Origin of the sequence: Nostoc sp. (assembly GCF_036917135.1) — a bacterium.
Taxonomy (GTDB): domain Bacteria; phylum Cyanobacteriota; class Cyanobacteriia; order Cyanobacteriales; family Nostocaceae; genus Nostoc.
The window spans coordinates 75,205-90,712 of sequence record NZ_JBALEA010000076.1 but is presented as its reverse complement, the minus strand read 5'-3'; the positions used below and the strand labels follow the sequence as shown (position 1 = coordinate 90,712).

The window sequence follows — 15,508 nt, the reverse complement described above, 5'->3', positions numbered from 1 at the left end:
TGGCTGATCACCTTGAATTTTTGACATGTTACTTGATAAACCTGAACAAATTTTATGAAACAGAAAGAGACAATATTTGTGATTCCAACTCATCGACTGAGAGATGTAGCACAGACCATCGAAAAGTATGATGAGAATTTCTGGGCAAATGGTCATGCTGTAAAAATGATCGTCTTTGATGATTCCAGCATTGCCAACCACGAGAAATATTACCCACTTTTAGAACAGACTAAGACCGTCAATGACTTGTTTTATGTCGGACCCCAAGAGAAAGAGCAGTTTATTACATTTTTAAACGAAAGACTGCGCGATCGCAAGCTAGAATCACTAGTCAAAAACTTATTTCGACCCAGCTATGGAGGAAATCGCAACTTCACGCTGATGTATACCCTTGGACATTTAATGGTTAGTGCCGATGACGATATGCGACCAGATGCATTAATTGAAACTAGCCCAGAATCTTTATCAGGTGATGAAATATGTCGAGGAAAATTAATTAAGTCTAACCAACAAGGTGGCTACGTCCATAAATCTTTTGACTTACTCACAGCTTTTGGTGATGTTCTCGGTCAAAAAGCCAGCCATGTACCAGAAAACTTCGAGGCTGGAGAATTGGTTGTTGATACAGCAATGGATTTAGAAACCAACACCACTAAGGGTTATTTTCGAGAGAACAGCCTGGTATTACAACCAGGAAGAGTATTGAATAATGCCATCGTCAAAATTGCCCAGACCTTTCGCACCGGAACTAATGATATCGATACACTTGATTTTATTCACATGTATCTCAATGATGAAAATCAAATTAGTCCAAATGACCTAAATGATTTTTATATTCTTACTAATTTTAGACCTGTTATTACTAACAAAAACTGGAGAATGGATTGTGGAGTAGCTGGATATGATAACCAGCTAGGTTTACCACCATTTTTCCCAACTAGACTCAGGTTTGAAGATTATATCTATAGAATTTGGATACAGCAAGAGGGGATTGTGGCTGCACACGTTGATGCTGTCCAAAATCATATTAGAAATAACTATATGCGTAACCCTCTCGCTAGTGAACTCTTTAATGAGGAAATATGTAGCCTCCTCAAAAGGAAGATTAAAAGCAGTGTTTATCATCTTGATGACTTGGGAATCAAGTTTGATTATTCTGGCGAGGTAACATTGCAGGACTCTGAGGAAATACTGGAAAAAATCGCTGCTATCCACAGACAGGTAATCAAAGCCTCAATATCTGCCCAGAATGAAGAACGTAAGCTGTCTCTGCAATTATTTGCTGAGAATTTATCGAGAGTATTTTACGGATTTGAACCAGACTTCTTTCAGCAAAATGTTTCCAGAATTATCGATGATGTCATTAGCCAATTTCACGGTTCTCTAGAAATCTGGCCAACTCTAGTAGAAATCTGTTACTTTTACAAAGACAAAAAGGACTTACCACAAATCCGGGTTAAAAACAAGAAGATAAAGTCTAGAAATGGCACAAGATCGAGTGAAATTCTCGTATAAATGTGACTTTTGGCAAACAAGCCATCATTCATGCGGGAAAATTTTCTTAAACCCTTTCTTTTTGAAGATGCGCCTATAGAACTTACGCCAAATCACAATATTAGGACTTATACCATCTCTTTGTGAGGCTCCGCCAAACCCTTTTAACTTCTTTCTTTACTTTGTGTCCTTTGCGGACTTTACGATTCGTTTTCCTTTCTTGTACTTAAGCATGGTTTAGCGCATCTTGATACAGAATTGGTATTACGCAAGAAACTTCTTAAACTCCTATTCCTCCGTGTACTCTGCGTCCTCTGTGGTTCGATTTTCCGTTACCTGTGCGTAAGTCCTGAATATGTAGGGGCAATTCATGAATTGCCCCTACATCAATAAAGCACAGCCTCACATAGAATTGGTATTATCTAGGTGCTATTCTAGATGCAAAAATGTTCTATGTGCTAGATAATTGACTATGTATGCAAACGCTAATTATTGATAACTATGACTCTTATACATTTAATCTTTACCAGATGATTGCCGAGATAAATGGGGAACTACCTCTGGTAATTCGTAACGATCAGCTTAACTGGGATGAATTGAAAGAAATTACATTTGACAACATTGTAATTTCACCTGGCCCCGGTCGTCCAGAAAGATCAGAAGATTTTGGAGTCTGCCGGCAAATAATTGAGAATGTGGATGTGCCATTGCTGGGAGTTTGTCTGGGGCATCAAGGGCTTGGCTATTTACATGGTGGAAGAGTGATTCATGCACCGGAAGTTCGACATGGTAGACTCAGTAAAATTTATCATAATAATTCAAAATTATTCCAAGGCATTCCCAATCAGTTTTCTGTGGTGCGTTATCACTCATTGTTAGTTGCTGATGAACTACCTGAGTGTCTAGAAAAAATTGCTTGGACTGAAGAAGGATTGGTGATGGGATTGCGTCATCGCTATTTACCTTTTTGGGGTGTGCAGTTTCACCCAGAATCTATCTGTACAGAATATGGACAAAAATTACTAGAAAACTTTCGAGATATTACGCTGCAATTTACAGAAAAATTCTCAAGAAGTCCAGAAAAACAGTATCGCATTGGATATGAATCTGTTACTCCTGCTATAGATGAACCCTGCCAAGAACAGGAAGAAAAATTTGAATTATATACGCGTAAATTAGATATCTGCCCAAATACAGAACAAATATTTGTACAACTATTTGAGGATACACCGAATGCTTTTTGGTTAGATAGCAGTCGCGTGGAATTTGGTCTATCTCGCTTTTCATTTATGGGTGATGGAAGCGGGGTAAACAGTCTATTGGTGCGATATCATACCCAAACCCAAGAAATTATCATCACCCAGTCAGATACCGTGACTCGTCGCAGCGAAAGTATTTTTGAGTATTTGAAGCGAGAAATAGACTGCCGATTTTGTCAATCTGATGAGTTACCTTTTGATTTTAATTGTGGGTTTGTTGGCTATTTTGGCTATGAAGTTAAAGCCGAGTGTGGATCGTCAGTGGTGCATTCTTCACCATTACCTGATGCAATTTTCTTACTTGCCGATCGCATGATTGCTATCGATCATCAAGAACAGTGTCTTTATTTGCTGCAATTAATCAAAAAGGGACAAACAGAACAGGTAGAAACTTGGTTTGATACTATCCAACAACAACTCGAAACTTTAAATCCTCTTTCTTCTCTTATACCCCAGGAAAATTGTCAGCCAGTTAAATTCAGTTTGAGTCGCAATTACCAAAATTACATTCAAGATATTCACCAGTGCTTGGATGAAATTCACGAAGGGGAAACCTATCAAGTTTGCCTGACGAATCAGCTTTACACCGATACAATCCCCGATCCATTGACCTTCTATCGCACATTACGTAAAATCAATCCTGCTCCTTACTCTGCATTTTTACGCTTTGGTGAGATTGCGATGCCTGCGGCGAGCGTAGCTATCGCCTGTTCATCTCCAGAAAGGTTTCTACGAATTGATCGTCAAGGATGGATAGAAACTAAGCCCATTAAGGGAACTCTACACCGAGGAGAAACCCCCGAAGCCGATTTCGTCCTCCGTGAGAGGCTACGCAACAGCGAAAAAGATCGGGCTGAAAATCTGATGATTGTCGATTTGTTACGCAATGATTTGGGACGAGTTTGTAAAATTGGTAGTGTCCACGTACCAAAATTAATGGATGTCGAAACATACTCAACAGTACATCAGTTGGTGACAACGGTACGCGGACGGTTACGTTCAGACTTACAAGCGGTAGATTGCATACGGGCTTCATTTCCCGGAGGTTCAATGACTGGTGCGCCCAAAATTCGCACCATGCAAATCATCGATCGCCTCGAACAAGAGGCGCGGGGAGTGTATTCAGGTGCGATCGGCTTTTTGGGTTTGAATGGTTCAGCCGACTTAAATATTGTCATTCGCACTGCTGTTTTAACTCCTGATCAAACTTCCATTGGTATCGGTGGCGGCATCGTAGCACTTTCTGAGCCGGAAATGGAGTTTCAGGAAACGCTGCTTAAAGCCAAAGCCTTAATCGATGCTCTGGTTCTGACGATGCACGGAACATCTGAAGCAGATATGTATTACATTCTGGGATTAGAAACAACAACTGTTGATAGTTATGAAAAATTAACCGCGTAAATCAGGGGGTTAAACAAGGATGGAAATGTGTATCCATACTGCTCGGTTAAGAATATTCGTAGGTTGGGTTTCGTTCCTCAACCGAACCTACACGTTTTTTTTAGGCTTTCTATATCAAGGATTTTGGGCTGAAATGAACGGCATTGATTTATATCCGACATTCCGCAGAGTGGAGGGTCAAAAAAATTAATCATCAATAATTACTAGACATCTCCATAAATTAAATATGTGTTACCCAGAACCCTTGTAGAGACGTAGCAGTGCTACGTCTCTACAATTCTTTTTCGGAGATGTGTATTGATAATTAAAGCCTCATTCATAAACACACTTTATTGATTCAGGAATAATTTAAAGAAAAAAGTTTTTACCACAAATCATGGCTAAAAACAAGAAGATAAAGTCAATAAATGCCAAAAGTTTGAGCTAAAATCCTGTATAACCGTTATCTTTGGCAAACAAGCCTTCTGCAAAACTTTACGATTCTTCATCCGGGAAAATTCTCTTAGATATAGCTGAGGTAACAGCAATCTGATAAGATTTTTAATAAGTAGAATAATCGCTTATTCTCTTTTTCTTCAGCCCACTGATTTCGGGTATTTTTTGGAAAAGGAAAATAAAAAATGTCTTATCTATTGTGGAAAACTCTGGTACTAAGTCCAGTAGTTTTGGGAGTGACAGTGTTGGTTTCCGCTAGAGCTATGGCGACTGAAGTAGCAAGCTCTTCTGAAGATACAAAGGCAAAAATTACTCAAACAGAAGCACCAATAGCTTCTGCTGCTTCAATATTCATTCAAACAGAGCAACCAAAAGTTAATCGCCAGTTGGTTGCCCAAAAGACTGATGATAATAAAGTTTTAGAACAGGTTAACAGCTACAGCAGCGAAGGCAATAACCAGAATTCACTATCTCAAGTCACATCAGTTTCTCAGTTTTCTGATGTACAACCGACTGACTGGGCATTCCAAGCTTTGCAATCCCTGGTTGAACGCTATGGTTGTATCGCAGGATACCCAAATTCCACTTATCGTGGCAATCGGGCACTGACTCGTTATGAGTTTGCCGCAGGTTTGAATGCTTGTTTAGATCGGGTTAATGAACTGATTGCGACAGCAACTTCGGGCTTGGTGACAAAACAGGATTTGTCAACCCTCCAGCGTTTGCAAGAGGAATTTTCGGGAGAACTGGCAACTCTGCGTGGTCGAGTAGATTCTCTAGAAACACGGACTGCTGAACTAGAAGCACATCAATTTTCGACTACAACCAAGCTGGTTGGTGAAGCAATTTTTGCTGTCACCGACAACTTTGGCAACAACGACAACAACAATACTGTTTTCCAAGACAGGGTGCGTTTAGACTTGCAAACCAGCTTTACAGGTAAAGATACTTTGCATACTAGGCTTGCAGCTGGTAACGCAAATCCCTTGGCTTTACGAAATGGCACATTTGAAGGGACTCAAACCTTTAATCTGTCACCTTCCACCAACAACGGTGTTTATATAGACTGGTTATCCTATTACTTCCCCCTTGGCAACTCCCAAATTTATGTAGCTGCTAGTGGAGGTATTCAAAGTGATTACGTTCCTACCGTCAACCCATACTTTGAGGATTATGATGGGGGTAACGGTGCTTTGTCTACCTTTGCTTCTGAAAGCCCCATCTATCGGATTGGCGGCGGTGCTGGTATCGGCGTTAACTTACCCTTTGGTAAAGGGAAAGGTGGCTTCCAACCTTCATTAACCTTTGGTTACTTGGGATCTCAGGCGAATAACCCTGGACTAAATACGGGTTTATTCGATGGTAACTATGCTGCTTTAGGACAGTTGAACTTAAAAATAGGCGATCGCATCACCTTAGCTGCAACCTATGTCCACGGTTATCATAATGCAGGTACTGTTTTATTCGATGCCGGCTCTGCGAGTACAACAACTGGTGTAGTCGGTACTGCACAAGCCAACTTTGTAAATGGTACTAATCCATATTTAAGTGATTCCTACGGTTTTGAGGCTGCTTTTAAACCTAGTGACAAAATCTCTATTAGTGGCTTTGCGGTTTACAGCGACATCACAGGACTTGGTGTGAATAATAATGGTGAAGTTTGGAGTTATGGAGCTGGGGTAGCTCTGCCAGACTTTGGTAAGAAGGGCAATGTTTTAGGAATTTTCGCAGGTGTTGAACCTTATGTTGGAGGTAGCGCTGGTGATAAGCCATACCACTTTGAAGGTTTCTATAAGTATCGCGTGAGCGACAACATTTCTATTACTCCTGGGGTAATTTGGTTAACCAATCCTGGTCAACTTAATGGCAACAACGATGATGCAATCATTGGTACCCTAAGAACTACCTTCACCTTCTAAAGGTTTACAACCATTTGCTGTAAGGTAAGCTAAAACACATCTAACTTGCATATTAAAATTTCCTCAATATCTTGTGGGGTGGGCATCTTGCCCGCCCTGAATATGCAACTTGAATGCCGATTAGCTTAGTACAGTTAGAGACCGTAAATGACTCCCTATATCATGTCCGCATAATTAGTTATGTGGACTATACACAAGTCGAAAAAAGCTTGATTTTCCATTGTTTTTTCGTTTATCTCGTTCCCATGTTCTGCATGGGAATGCCTGATTAGGGGCTGCTGCCTCCTGTCAGACATTGAGTTAGAGTCTCAATGAATGCGTTCCCAGGCTTTGCCTGGGAACGAGGAAAGTCCTATCAGCTTGGTTTTTAGGACTTGTGTATACAGGGTAAAAAATTACCACCCTTCGCCAAGTCGAGGAAAAACTGGGGTTAAGACTGAGTGGTGATAGTCAATTTTTTACCGAAGGGATGGCAGATTTACCAGCTTTAAGTGAAGCAGAGCAGACAAGATTAGAGCATCCAACCCAACGGCGTACTCACAATTCCACATTCTCACGGTGCAACTGAACTCGTTCACTGCACTGACAATCGCCCAGCACCCGCCCTTTCCCCTTAGTTCAGGATTGTCAAGAGCAAGGATTTGGCAGACTTCAGTAATTTGGTAAGTGTTTGATAAGCTAAAACACATCTAATTTGCATATTAAAATTTTTTCAGCATCTTGTGGGGTGAGCATCTTGCCCGCCTTGATTATGTAACTAAACCTAATTATTAGTTTTTCAATTTTTTGGAGGAGAGGAAAATGAAAAAGTTCACCTGTTTCATGATTGTCGGGGCAGTATTGTCCATTAGTGCGCCGGCTGTGGCTGAAAGTCGTGCGGTTAATATCAGTATTGGCAGTATTGGTGGTTCCTTAGATAATGCCGTTTTGCGAACAGTTCGCCAGGTTATCGGGTTTGCAGTCGGCACTAGCACCGTCGATAAATTCATTGTATATAGTCCCAGTGTCGGATCTATTCCCATCGAAGGAGGTTTATCTGCTTGTGCTGAAGCTGGCTTCGGCATAAGCAATACAAGATTTAATGCTTTTATCCAGGAGTTGCGTTCAATTAATCCCAAACCAGGAACTTTCTACAATGTAGAACTTACCACAACCTGCAAACCGAGATAAGAATGTCCTTTGCACTCAAGCGCGGTAGGATGGGCTGAGGTACGAAGCCCATCCATCGAGTTACACTCTACGCGATCAACGCAAAACTGCATATTTTTAAATTGGAGATGTAACAGCATAAAATTATCCTGTTTTCTTGAGTTGAGCTATTTAAAATAGTGTCGCAGCCATGACCACAGTTGATTTTTGAACTGAACAGGCTCTGGTGATGGTGAATAAGTTGATGGTTTTGTTTGAGCAATATTATTCATTGAAAGTACACAAATAGTTAGTTCGCCATCTGTATAATATCTGTCACCTCCTCCGTTACGACCAACCCATGTAGCCCCTATACCTGTGACTTGATATAATTGGGCAATCTGGTGTGTCAAATCAATACTTTTAATTACGTTATCTCTTTCTTCATCAATGTCTGCATTAATATGGTGAGTAATCTGTCCTGTGCGGTGGCTAAGTTCCACGCTTTGGTCAAATGTTGCTGAACCTAACCATAAGGGTCTACTATCAGCATTCAGGTTGTTTGATTGCCACAAGCGAACGTGATGTCTAGTTTTGGCATTGTTTCCTATAGGTAGTTCAAAAGCTAAATCCTGTTTGCGTCCCCACAGATATAAATTACTTACAGGTGCAGTTGGGTAAGAATCCTTGAGGAGAACACTTTTAGCAATTCCAACACTTGAGCGTAAGGTGATCGGGTCTGCCGGATACCAGCCTGCTGCCAGTAGCGTCTGCACCACTTCTGCTGTTGTACCCACAAATCCAATATTCAAAGGATCTCCAGAGATCCCTTCTGCCGTTTGCGTCGTTTTCGGAGAATGTTCCAGGTTGGGGTTATGTTCGTAGTGACGCCACAGCGCTGGTAAAACGATATAACTCACCAGTCCATATAAGCCGAATAAACCAACTAACGTCCCAAAAATATACCAAAACCAATGTCGATGTTTGGGGCGGGCATCACTATTTGAGTTATGGGCTTGTTGCATTTGAATTCGGCGACCAAGCTATATTGACTTTTTCAATTAATCATCGCACTCTTGTCAACAATGTTGTGAAAAAACTTTGCAAGTGTTCATTAGACATTTCCACAAATTAAATATGCGTTACCCAGAACCCTTGTTTTGACGTAGCACTGCTACGTCAAAACAATTCTTTTTCGGAGATGTCTATTGAAGTAATCATACGGCTAACATGGTAACAGATTTAACAGTAGAACAAGTGCAGCAATTACAAGCACAGCTATCTCCAGAAAATTAATCTCAGTACATATTCAGGTATCATCATTAAGGTGTCAATTGTCGTTAGAGTTTTTTCCCTTGAAAAAGCATAAATCTTCTATGACTCGAAAAACCCCACCTTCATCCCACTCGACTGTTACAACTCCACTGGCTCTCTCTCAATTACATATCCGCTTACAGTTTCTAGAAAAATCACACCAATCGCTACTCAAGCAGATTAAGAGAAAACGGACAGAACTGAATAACTTTGTTGAACAGACGCGAATTTTCGCCACAGAAATATTTCATCAAGCTAGTCCCAGCTTTCAAAAAATGGCTGAGTTAGACCAGGATATTCATGCTCTATTTGATGAAATCTTTACTACTAGAAAGTTTGGGAAACAAACTCTAAAAAACATAGAGGCAGTTTACCTCAATCTCCAGTTGACAGGAATCATTAGTCTCAAACCAAATGGCAAACAATTCAATAAAGAGTTAGACGAATTGTTTGACAACCCCGAACCAGAATCAGATTTTTCCAGGGAAACTGCTGAAGGTCGCCATCAACATTGGCAAGCACAAGAATCTGTAGAATCTCAGTCTGTAACTAGAACAGAGGATAAGAGAAAAATTCGTGAAACATTTCTGAGGTTAGCTGAAATCTTCCACCCTGACAAGGTAAAAGACAGCGAGACACAGACAGATCATACAGAAATCATGAAATCAATCAATCAAGCCTACCAAGAAGGCGATTTGGCAAGACTTCTAGAAATTGAGCGACTTCACCAAGTGGGAGAAATTATTGATCTTAATAGCGAAGATGATTTAACTCGTAAATGTCGAACGATAGAACATCAAAATCAAATTCTCCTGACTCAATATGAAAATTTGAAACGCGAACTACGTTTGGTAAAAAATACTCCCGAAGGATCTATGGTTTCTGATTCTCGCAAAGCTGCTAAAAAAGGCATTGACTCAATGGCTATTATGGTAGAAACAATAAACAATCAAATTAACGTTGTTTCTCAGATTCGGGATTTTGTCAAGGACTTTAGAGAACAGAAGATCACTATCAAAGAATTTCTTGGTGGACCACCAACTCTGCACTCCTTAGACGAGGAAATTATGTCAGATATTCTTGAGCAGATGTTGTCAGAATTAATGAGATAGGAATTCATTTTTCTTAACAAGTTTTAGCTTGGTTTGTAGACTTGCCGCTCATCTAATCAAATTCAAAGGATTTTACAGAACTATGTCAATTAAAGAACATATTAATCTTAATCACGGATGTTTCCTTAATTCCACAAATAAAAAGATAGTTGTCAATTTAGCCACGAGTGATATCTTAAATCTAATAACCCAAGAATTAAAAACTCGTTACTCACCAGAAACTCAAAAACAACTAATTGAGGAGAGTTCTCAGTTATTACCTAATTTCGTGCTTCAAGAATTATTAAAGCGCCAAGAGCAGGTAGTAAACGTTAACCCCGATACCTTAATAGTGGTTAACTGTCAAATAGCAGAGACAGAAGCCGATGACTTGGGATTTGATTTAAATGTTGAAGCATATTTTGTCATTGCAGATACAACAGGTCAAAATCATTTTCGGGCTAATAAGATAGTCCTTTGGTCAAATATATGGGGAGATGAACAACAGCTTTTTGATTTAGAAGATGAGCTAGGTGAGCAATTCTGGACAAATTATCAAATTCAGTTGCTTTTTGATGAAAAAGAACAGCAAACAATTGAACTGTCAGTCTCACAAACAGATGATTATGCTGCGAGGTTAGAATTTTACCCATCGCTAAAAAAGTTTTCACCATCCATAGTTCCCTTTATAAATAATGACTTTTAAAATTTTCAAGTCACACCAGAATTAACAGACTCCTTATAGGGAAAACCACAGTAAGGACAGAAGCGGAATTTCACCAATGTAATGTTCACATTAGCGGTGAACGCAAGTCTGAAACTAAAACCGAAAACAATGGCACTACCAAGAGCGAATTCTACTATGGCAAATTCCAACGTGTAATTCCTCTACCTGCTAGGGTTCAAAATACCAATGTCACCGCAGATTATAAAGACGGTATCTTGAATTTGACACTGCCCAAATCCGAGCAAGAAAAGAACAAAGTTGTCAAGGTTAATCTTGAACTTCCTGCTACATAGTCTGAAATTACTCTACCTCCAATGATTGATTGAGATAGCTAAGAGCTTGGTTATGAGATGACCAAGCTCTTTTGTATGCGATGTCTACTTTTTGCGGCTGCGCCTACGCTTTTTTCCTGGCTTGATTGGGTGGGGGCGATCGCAAAGCGAGTAAAAATTCAAATTTTAGTGATGAAGACGAGCTTGGCGCTCACATAATTCACGAGCCTTTTGTTCACGAGCTTTTTGTTCACGAAGCTGCTGTTCATGCAATTGACGCTCACGAATTAGTTTAGCGTTATTAAAAGCAATAGTATTAGTATTTAAATGTTCATTGCGAAAATTCACAACAGAAGCATTAGCATGAGTTGAAAGAGCAGCAATTGAAACAGAAGCTAATAAACCACCAAGAAGAATAGATTTTAAGCGGTTCATATATCCTTTAATCCTTGTTTTACTTAACTTGTATATTGCCAATATATTCTGCATAATCAAGAAAAGATATCTAGCAAATGTCACCAGTTAAACATGACTAAAGTCACTGAGTGCGATTGCTTTTCAGCAGGCAGTTTGCACAATCGCTCATCAATCAGTGCCACTATTTATTTACTACACTTCCTACTTACGTAGCAAGAGGAGCGAAAGCAGGATGTATTGATTTGGTCAGTTTTAAAACAACTGCCTTTGCCCTGTTTAGATCACTTAGGCGCACGGAAACCAGCAAGTTGTGCTGTATTAGTATCTTTAAAACAAATATCCGGTTTTACTTTTTCATAATCTAAGGTTTTAGGAACATGATAAATGTTGCCTCTTTTCTTGGTAATCTTGCCTTTTACCAGTGCATCACTTGGGCAAGTTGTTTCGCTTTGTGGTTTCACCCCTAGATTTTGTGCTGCTGCTAAAACTGGTGTTTTATTCCCCGCCAATGCTGGCTTTTTAGAGCTAGAAGTTGTATTTCCAGGGATAAGACTAGCTGCTGTAGTCGGGACAGGACTAGCTGCTGTATTAGAGGCAGGACTAGCTGGAGCAACAGCAGTTGGTGTTTGAGGTGTAGTACTAGTAGATTCTTCAGGTTTTTTACCACAGCTACCGAGCATCAGTACTGTAAATAACGTCACTACAATGCTCAGGTGACGAGGTTTAAGTTGATTGTTCATGCGGTTAATTCTCTAATTCTAATATTTAATTCCCAATATTTTACCCGATACTGACTTCATTACTCCATTGGTGACAAGTTAAGTAAAAGGGGAAATTGTCAAGCGTGGTATTAGGCGGGGTTAAAAATAGTGTAAAATTCATGAGAGACAAGTAATTGAGCGATCGCTAACCTGTAATTTCTACCGCAGATATTCAAGGGCAGGAGCATTGGTGGCAGAAGTTACGCCAACTATGTCATATATGGAGATTGTTGCTTAATTACTTTATGTCTATTCAAGTCTACGGCATTCCCAACTGCGGCACTTGCAAAAAAGCTTTGACGTGGCTCCAACACAACAACATTGACTATGAGTTCATCAACACCAAAGATACTCCGCCAACCCGTGAGCAGATCCAGAGCTGGGTAAAGTCTTTGGGCTTTGCCCCCATGCGAAATACCTCTGGCCAATCCTACCGGGCTTTAGGAGATGAAAAGAAGATTTGGACTGATGAACAGTGGATTGAGGCATTCAGTCACGACGCCATGCTGCTCAAACGTCCCCTTTTAGTCAAAGATGGAACAGCAGTACTGGTAGGCTTTAGAAATGAAGGAATAGTCCGAGAAAAATTAGATTTAGCGTAAACCACTTACCCAAAGCCTTATCTTTCTTCAACACCGTACTCTGCGATCGCAACCTCAAAAAGAGATTGCAAAAGTCATAAAACCCCCTCCAGCAATAAAAACGGAGGGGAAAACCACCAATCCTGATGCTTTTGATCCCAAACTTTCACTAATCCCAGATGTAACACCAGCACGGTGAACTCTATTTCTGCCCTGCTGTAGTAGCATCATAATCGGGCAGTATGGTTTCTACGTCACGCAAAGTACGAAAAGCATATCCACTTAAGCCAATAAGTAACATACCTAGCGAACAGATGAAGTACAAAACTGCCATACCTGAACCTTTTCCCGTGCCGAATATCCAGCCCAATATAGGTGCAAGACTACCATCTGGCATCATTGCAGGTTCAAAAATGTAGTCGGCAAGTGGCCCAGCTATCAAGTAAGCAACTGCTGAAGCAACCACCGTTACAACCTTTAAAGTCGCAAAAACACGTCCTTGGATCTGAGGATTAACCTTGGTTAGCCAGATAGCATCACAGGAACTGCCAAGTATGGGAAAATTTAGAGATGAACAGAATTGGGCTGGAATCCAAATTAATGGTGTCTTAGCTATACCAAAGACAATTTTGCCCAAACTAACACCAATTATACCAAGTAGCACCCCATCTATACGACGCTTGAAACCACCCCAGGTAGTGGTGAGCAATACCCCAACTATTCCACCAATTCCGGCTGCTGAGGCTAAAGTGCCTAATATCTTAGTGTTATTGCCAGTCAGTGCTAGAACCATCGGTGAAGAGATTGAGAGTCCAAAGTCATAGGCAAATGTAAATGCAAATGCTAACACTAGCATGGCAAACAAACTGGGACGTACAGCAATGTAATGCCAACCCAAGTAAATCTCCTGCTTCCAATTAGTGAAAGTTTGAGTGTTTACTGTTGTCATACTAGGTTGTGGAATATGTACTCCTAAAATTGTGGTGACAGCGAATACAAAAGTTACAATATCGATAAATAATATACCAACAAGCCCGATAACTGAGTAGAGGATGCCTGCCAGTGTTGGCGCGATGATACTAGAACCGTAATCAGCTAAAAATCTCAGACTGCTAACACGACTGTAGTGCTGCTTGGGCATCATCATAGATATGGATGTTGAGTAAGCCAGTTCTTGAACTACCCCAAAAGTACCTTGGATAGCGACAGCTACGTATAAATGCCATAATTGCAGATGACTAGTTGAATAAAGTAGTAAAACAGCGATCGCTAAAATCCCACTCACTGTATCCCCAGCGATCATCAGATATTTACGGTTCCAACGATCTACAATTAACCCAGCTATAGGGGCAATCAACATTTGTGGTAGTTGTGCAAACAAACCAAACAACGTTATTGCTGTAACCTGATGTGTTAGTTCCCATACCCAGATAGTGAATGCGAAGCCAGTCATCCCACTACCAATCAGAGAAACGGTTTGACCAAGCCAAATAATAATGAAGATACGCACTTGTATGAGTCTTAAACTATAGGTTTATCGCGGACAGACTTTTCCTGGTAGCGATGTCGGTACATGACAAAGCCAGTTATAAATAAAATCAATGGTGATAAGCCGACAAATACGTAGAGAATGCGGGTAAATAAACCACCAAATGTACCGTAGTGTAGGGGAATAAAAGAGTTGAGAACGCGATCGCCCAATGACATCTTCAAAGCATTATCAACTCGCAAAACCACACCACTGTACTGGTCGAGATAAACATTACTATTAGCGTCATATGAACTTTCCTGCGGTAGCTTCATGTTAATTCGTAGAGCCTCTTCTGGTTTACTAGGAAAATAAATGCTTTTGGTAACAGCACCAGATAAGGCAGCATCGGCAATTTTAAGTTGTTCTGTCAATCCTAAGGTTGATTTACTAGGAATTGGCTTGGATACTGGCTCGGATAGTTTTTGGGTGAATGTAACAGCGTAAATAATCGGCTCAGTCAAATCGTAGAAGTTCCAGCAAAAGCCTGTAAAGCTAGTAAAGAATAAAAAAACTACAGTGATAATGCCAGCCACTTTGTGAATGTCAAAATTCACCCGCTTGGGATGAGCATCAAACTTGATTTTGAAGCCTGTAATCAATCTGCGCCAACCAGGCCAGAGAACTAAACCTGTGATGGTGAGTATACACATTAAAAAAGCAGCAATGCCAACAATTACAGTTCCCATTTGGCCTGCCATCAAGCTGTAGTGCAAATTCAGTATTAGACCAATTAGGGTTTTATCCGTTATGCGCTCACCGATAATTTTGCCTGTATAAGGGTTGACAAAAACCTCTTTCCTTTGCACATCAGTTGATGACAACTGCCCCACATAGGGAGAAGAAGGACTATCTGGCAAATAAATCCGAAAAAGATGGAAATCACCTCGCGCGGGATACTTCGCCTCAATTGTATTCACTACAGACTCTGCGGATAACTGCACCTGTTGGGGAGTAATGTGTCCATACTGTTGACTAATCATAAGGTGATCCAAATCTTGCTCGAACACTAACAAGCTCCCTGTTACCCCAATGACAATTAGCAATAGTCCAACAAAAAAGCCGATATATCTGTGCAGGTAAAAAACGATAGAGCGTAATTTTTTCCGATTCATAATCGCCACTTTATAAGTTGGATTTTTACCGCTCTCAATCCTTCCGATCATTGGGGGGAAGAATTA

General features: G+C 40.4%; 13 protein-coding genes. 8 read left to right on the top strand and 5 right to left on the bottom strand.

All coding sequences use genetic code 11. From position 1 onward, the window contains the following. Positions 1–54 precede the first annotated feature (54 nt). The 4 genes from V7K50_RS23870 to V7K50_RS23855 all read left to right on the top strand — a co-directional run bounded on the left by V7K50_RS23870 (position 55) and on the right by V7K50_RS23855 (position 7,678). Positions 55–1,515: a hypothetical protein gene (locus V7K50_RS23870; RefSeq protein WP_334964384.1), complete on the top strand. Its 1,461-nt coding sequence runs from the start codon at positions 55–57 to the stop codon at positions 1,513–1,515. A gap of 455 nt (positions 1,516–1,970) precedes the next feature. Beyond that, positions 1,971–4,154, top strand: coding sequence for an aminodeoxychorismate synthase component I (gene pabB / locus V7K50_RS23865; protein ID WP_334964382.1), 2,184 nt, complete (start codon positions 1,971–1,973; stop codon positions 4,152–4,154). 620 nt (positions 4,155–4,774) lie between these two features. Next, complete coding sequence (locus V7K50_RS23860; RefSeq protein WP_334964380.1) at positions 4,775–6,508, top strand: iron uptake porin; 1,734 nt, start codon at positions 4,775–4,777, stop codon at positions 6,506–6,508. An 801-nt stretch (positions 6,509–7,309) separates the two neighbouring features. Then, positions 7,310–7,678 (top strand): hypothetical protein, encoded by a 369-nt coding sequence (locus V7K50_RS23855; RefSeq protein ID WP_334964378.1) that lies wholly within the window; start codon positions 7,310–7,312, stop codon positions 7,676–7,678. A 146-nt stretch (positions 7,679–7,824) separates the two neighbouring features. Here the strand turns inward: V7K50_RS23855 and V7K50_RS23850 are convergent, their stop codons facing one another. Beyond that, positions 7,825–8,661 carry an LssY C-terminal domain-containing protein gene (locus V7K50_RS23850; RefSeq protein ID WP_334964376.1) on the bottom strand — a complete coding sequence of 279 codons (837 nt, stop codon included), beginning with the start codon at positions 8,659–8,661 and terminating at the stop codon, positions 7,825–7,827. Positions 8,662–9,012: 351 nt separating this feature from the next. On the opposite strand from V7K50_RS23850, the gene V7K50_RS23845 reads away from it, so the two are divergent. The 3 genes from V7K50_RS23845 (at position 9,013) to V7K50_RS23835 (ending at position 11,061) form a co-directional block, all read left to right on the top strand. Next, positions 9,013–10,062 (top strand): J domain-containing protein, encoded by a 1,050-nt coding sequence (locus V7K50_RS23845; RefSeq protein WP_334964374.1) that lies wholly within the window; start codon positions 9,013–9,015, stop codon positions 10,060–10,062. A gap of 82 nt (positions 10,063–10,144) precedes the next feature. Next, positions 10,145–10,747 (top strand): hypothetical protein, encoded by a 603-nt coding sequence (locus tag V7K50_RS23840; RefSeq protein ID WP_334964372.1) that lies wholly within the window; start codon positions 10,145–10,147, stop codon positions 10,745–10,747. A gap of 35 nt (positions 10,748–10,782) precedes the next feature. Beyond that, positions 10,783–11,061 carry an Hsp20/alpha crystallin family protein gene (locus V7K50_RS23835; RefSeq protein WP_334964620.1) on the top strand — a complete coding sequence of 93 codons (279 nt, stop codon included), beginning with the start codon at positions 10,783–10,785 and terminating at the stop codon, positions 11,059–11,061. Between the two features lie 165 nt (positions 11,062–11,226). Here V7K50_RS23835 and V7K50_RS23830 read toward each other — a convergent pair whose 3' ends face one another. Next, positions 11,227–11,475, bottom strand: a complete 249-nt coding sequence (locus V7K50_RS23830; RefSeq protein WP_334964370.1) for a hypothetical protein — start codon at positions 11,473–11,475, stop codon at positions 11,227–11,229. Positions 11,476–11,738: 263 nt separating this feature from the next. Continuing rightward, positions 11,739–12,197: a sunset domain-containing protein gene (locus V7K50_RS23825; RefSeq protein ID WP_334964368.1), complete on the bottom strand. Its 459-nt coding sequence runs from the start codon at positions 12,195–12,197 to the stop codon at positions 11,739–11,741. Between the two features lie 266 nt (positions 12,198–12,463). Here V7K50_RS23825 and V7K50_RS23820 point away from each other — a divergent pair, with 266 nt between their 5' ends. After that, positions 12,464–12,820 (top strand): Spx/MgsR family RNA polymerase-binding regulatory protein, encoded by a 357-nt coding sequence (locus V7K50_RS23820; RefSeq protein WP_334964366.1) that lies wholly within the window; start codon positions 12,464–12,466, stop codon positions 12,818–12,820. A 181-nt stretch (positions 12,821–13,001) separates the two neighbouring features. Here the strand turns inward: V7K50_RS23820 and V7K50_RS23815 are convergent, their stop codons facing one another. Continuing rightward, positions 13,002–14,309 (bottom strand): MFS transporter, encoded by a 1,308-nt coding sequence (locus V7K50_RS23815; RefSeq protein ID WP_334964364.1) that lies wholly within the window; start codon positions 14,307–14,309, stop codon positions 13,002–13,004. 11 nt (positions 14,310–14,320) lie between these two features. Next, positions 14,321–15,442: a PepSY-associated TM helix domain-containing protein gene (locus V7K50_RS23810; protein WP_334964362.1), complete on the bottom strand. Its 1,122-nt coding sequence runs from the start codon at positions 15,440–15,442 to the stop codon at positions 14,321–14,323. Positions 15,443–15,508: the final 66 nt, after the last annotated feature.

Bases quoted from the DNA above. Each gene is read 5' to 3' on its own strand.
- V7K50_RS23845 (WP_334964374.1), top strand. From the start codon at position 9,013: ATGACTCGAAAAACCCCACCTTCATCCCACTCGACTGTTACAACTCCA.
- pabB (WP_334964382.1), top strand. From the start codon at position 1,971: ATGCAAACGCTAATTATTGATAACTATGACTCTTATACATTTAATCTT.
- V7K50_RS23855 (WP_334964378.1), top strand. From the start codon at position 7,310: ATGAAAAAGTTCACCTGTTTCATGATTGTCGGGGCAGTATTGTCCATT.
- V7K50_RS23830 (WP_334964370.1), bottom strand. From the start codon at position 11,475: ATGAACCGCTTAAAATCTATTCTTCTTGGTGGTTTATTAGCTTCTGTT.
- V7K50_RS23840 (WP_334964372.1), top strand. From the start codon at position 10,145: ATGTCAATTAAAGAACATATTAATCTTAATCACGGATGTTTCCTTAAT.
- V7K50_RS23825 (WP_334964368.1), bottom strand. From the start codon at position 12,197: ATGAACAATCAACTTAAACCTCGTCACCTGAGCATTGTAGTGACGTTA.
- V7K50_RS23870 (WP_334964384.1), top strand. From the start codon at position 55: ATGAAACAGAAAGAGACAATATTTGTGATTCCAACTCATCGACTGAGA.
- V7K50_RS23850 (WP_334964376.1), bottom strand. From the start codon at position 8,661: ATGCAACAAGCCCATAACTCAAATAGTGATGCCCGCCCCAAACATCGA.
- V7K50_RS23860 (WP_334964380.1), top strand. From the start codon at position 4,775: ATGTCTTATCTATTGTGGAAAACTCTGGTACTAAGTCCAGTAGTTTTG.
- V7K50_RS23810 (WP_334964362.1), bottom strand. From the start codon at position 15,442: ATGAATCGGAAAAAATTACGCTCTATCGTTTTTTACCTGCACAGATAT.
- V7K50_RS23820 (WP_334964366.1), top strand. From the start codon at position 12,464: ATGTCTATTCAAGTCTACGGCATTCCCAACTGCGGCACTTGCAAAAAA.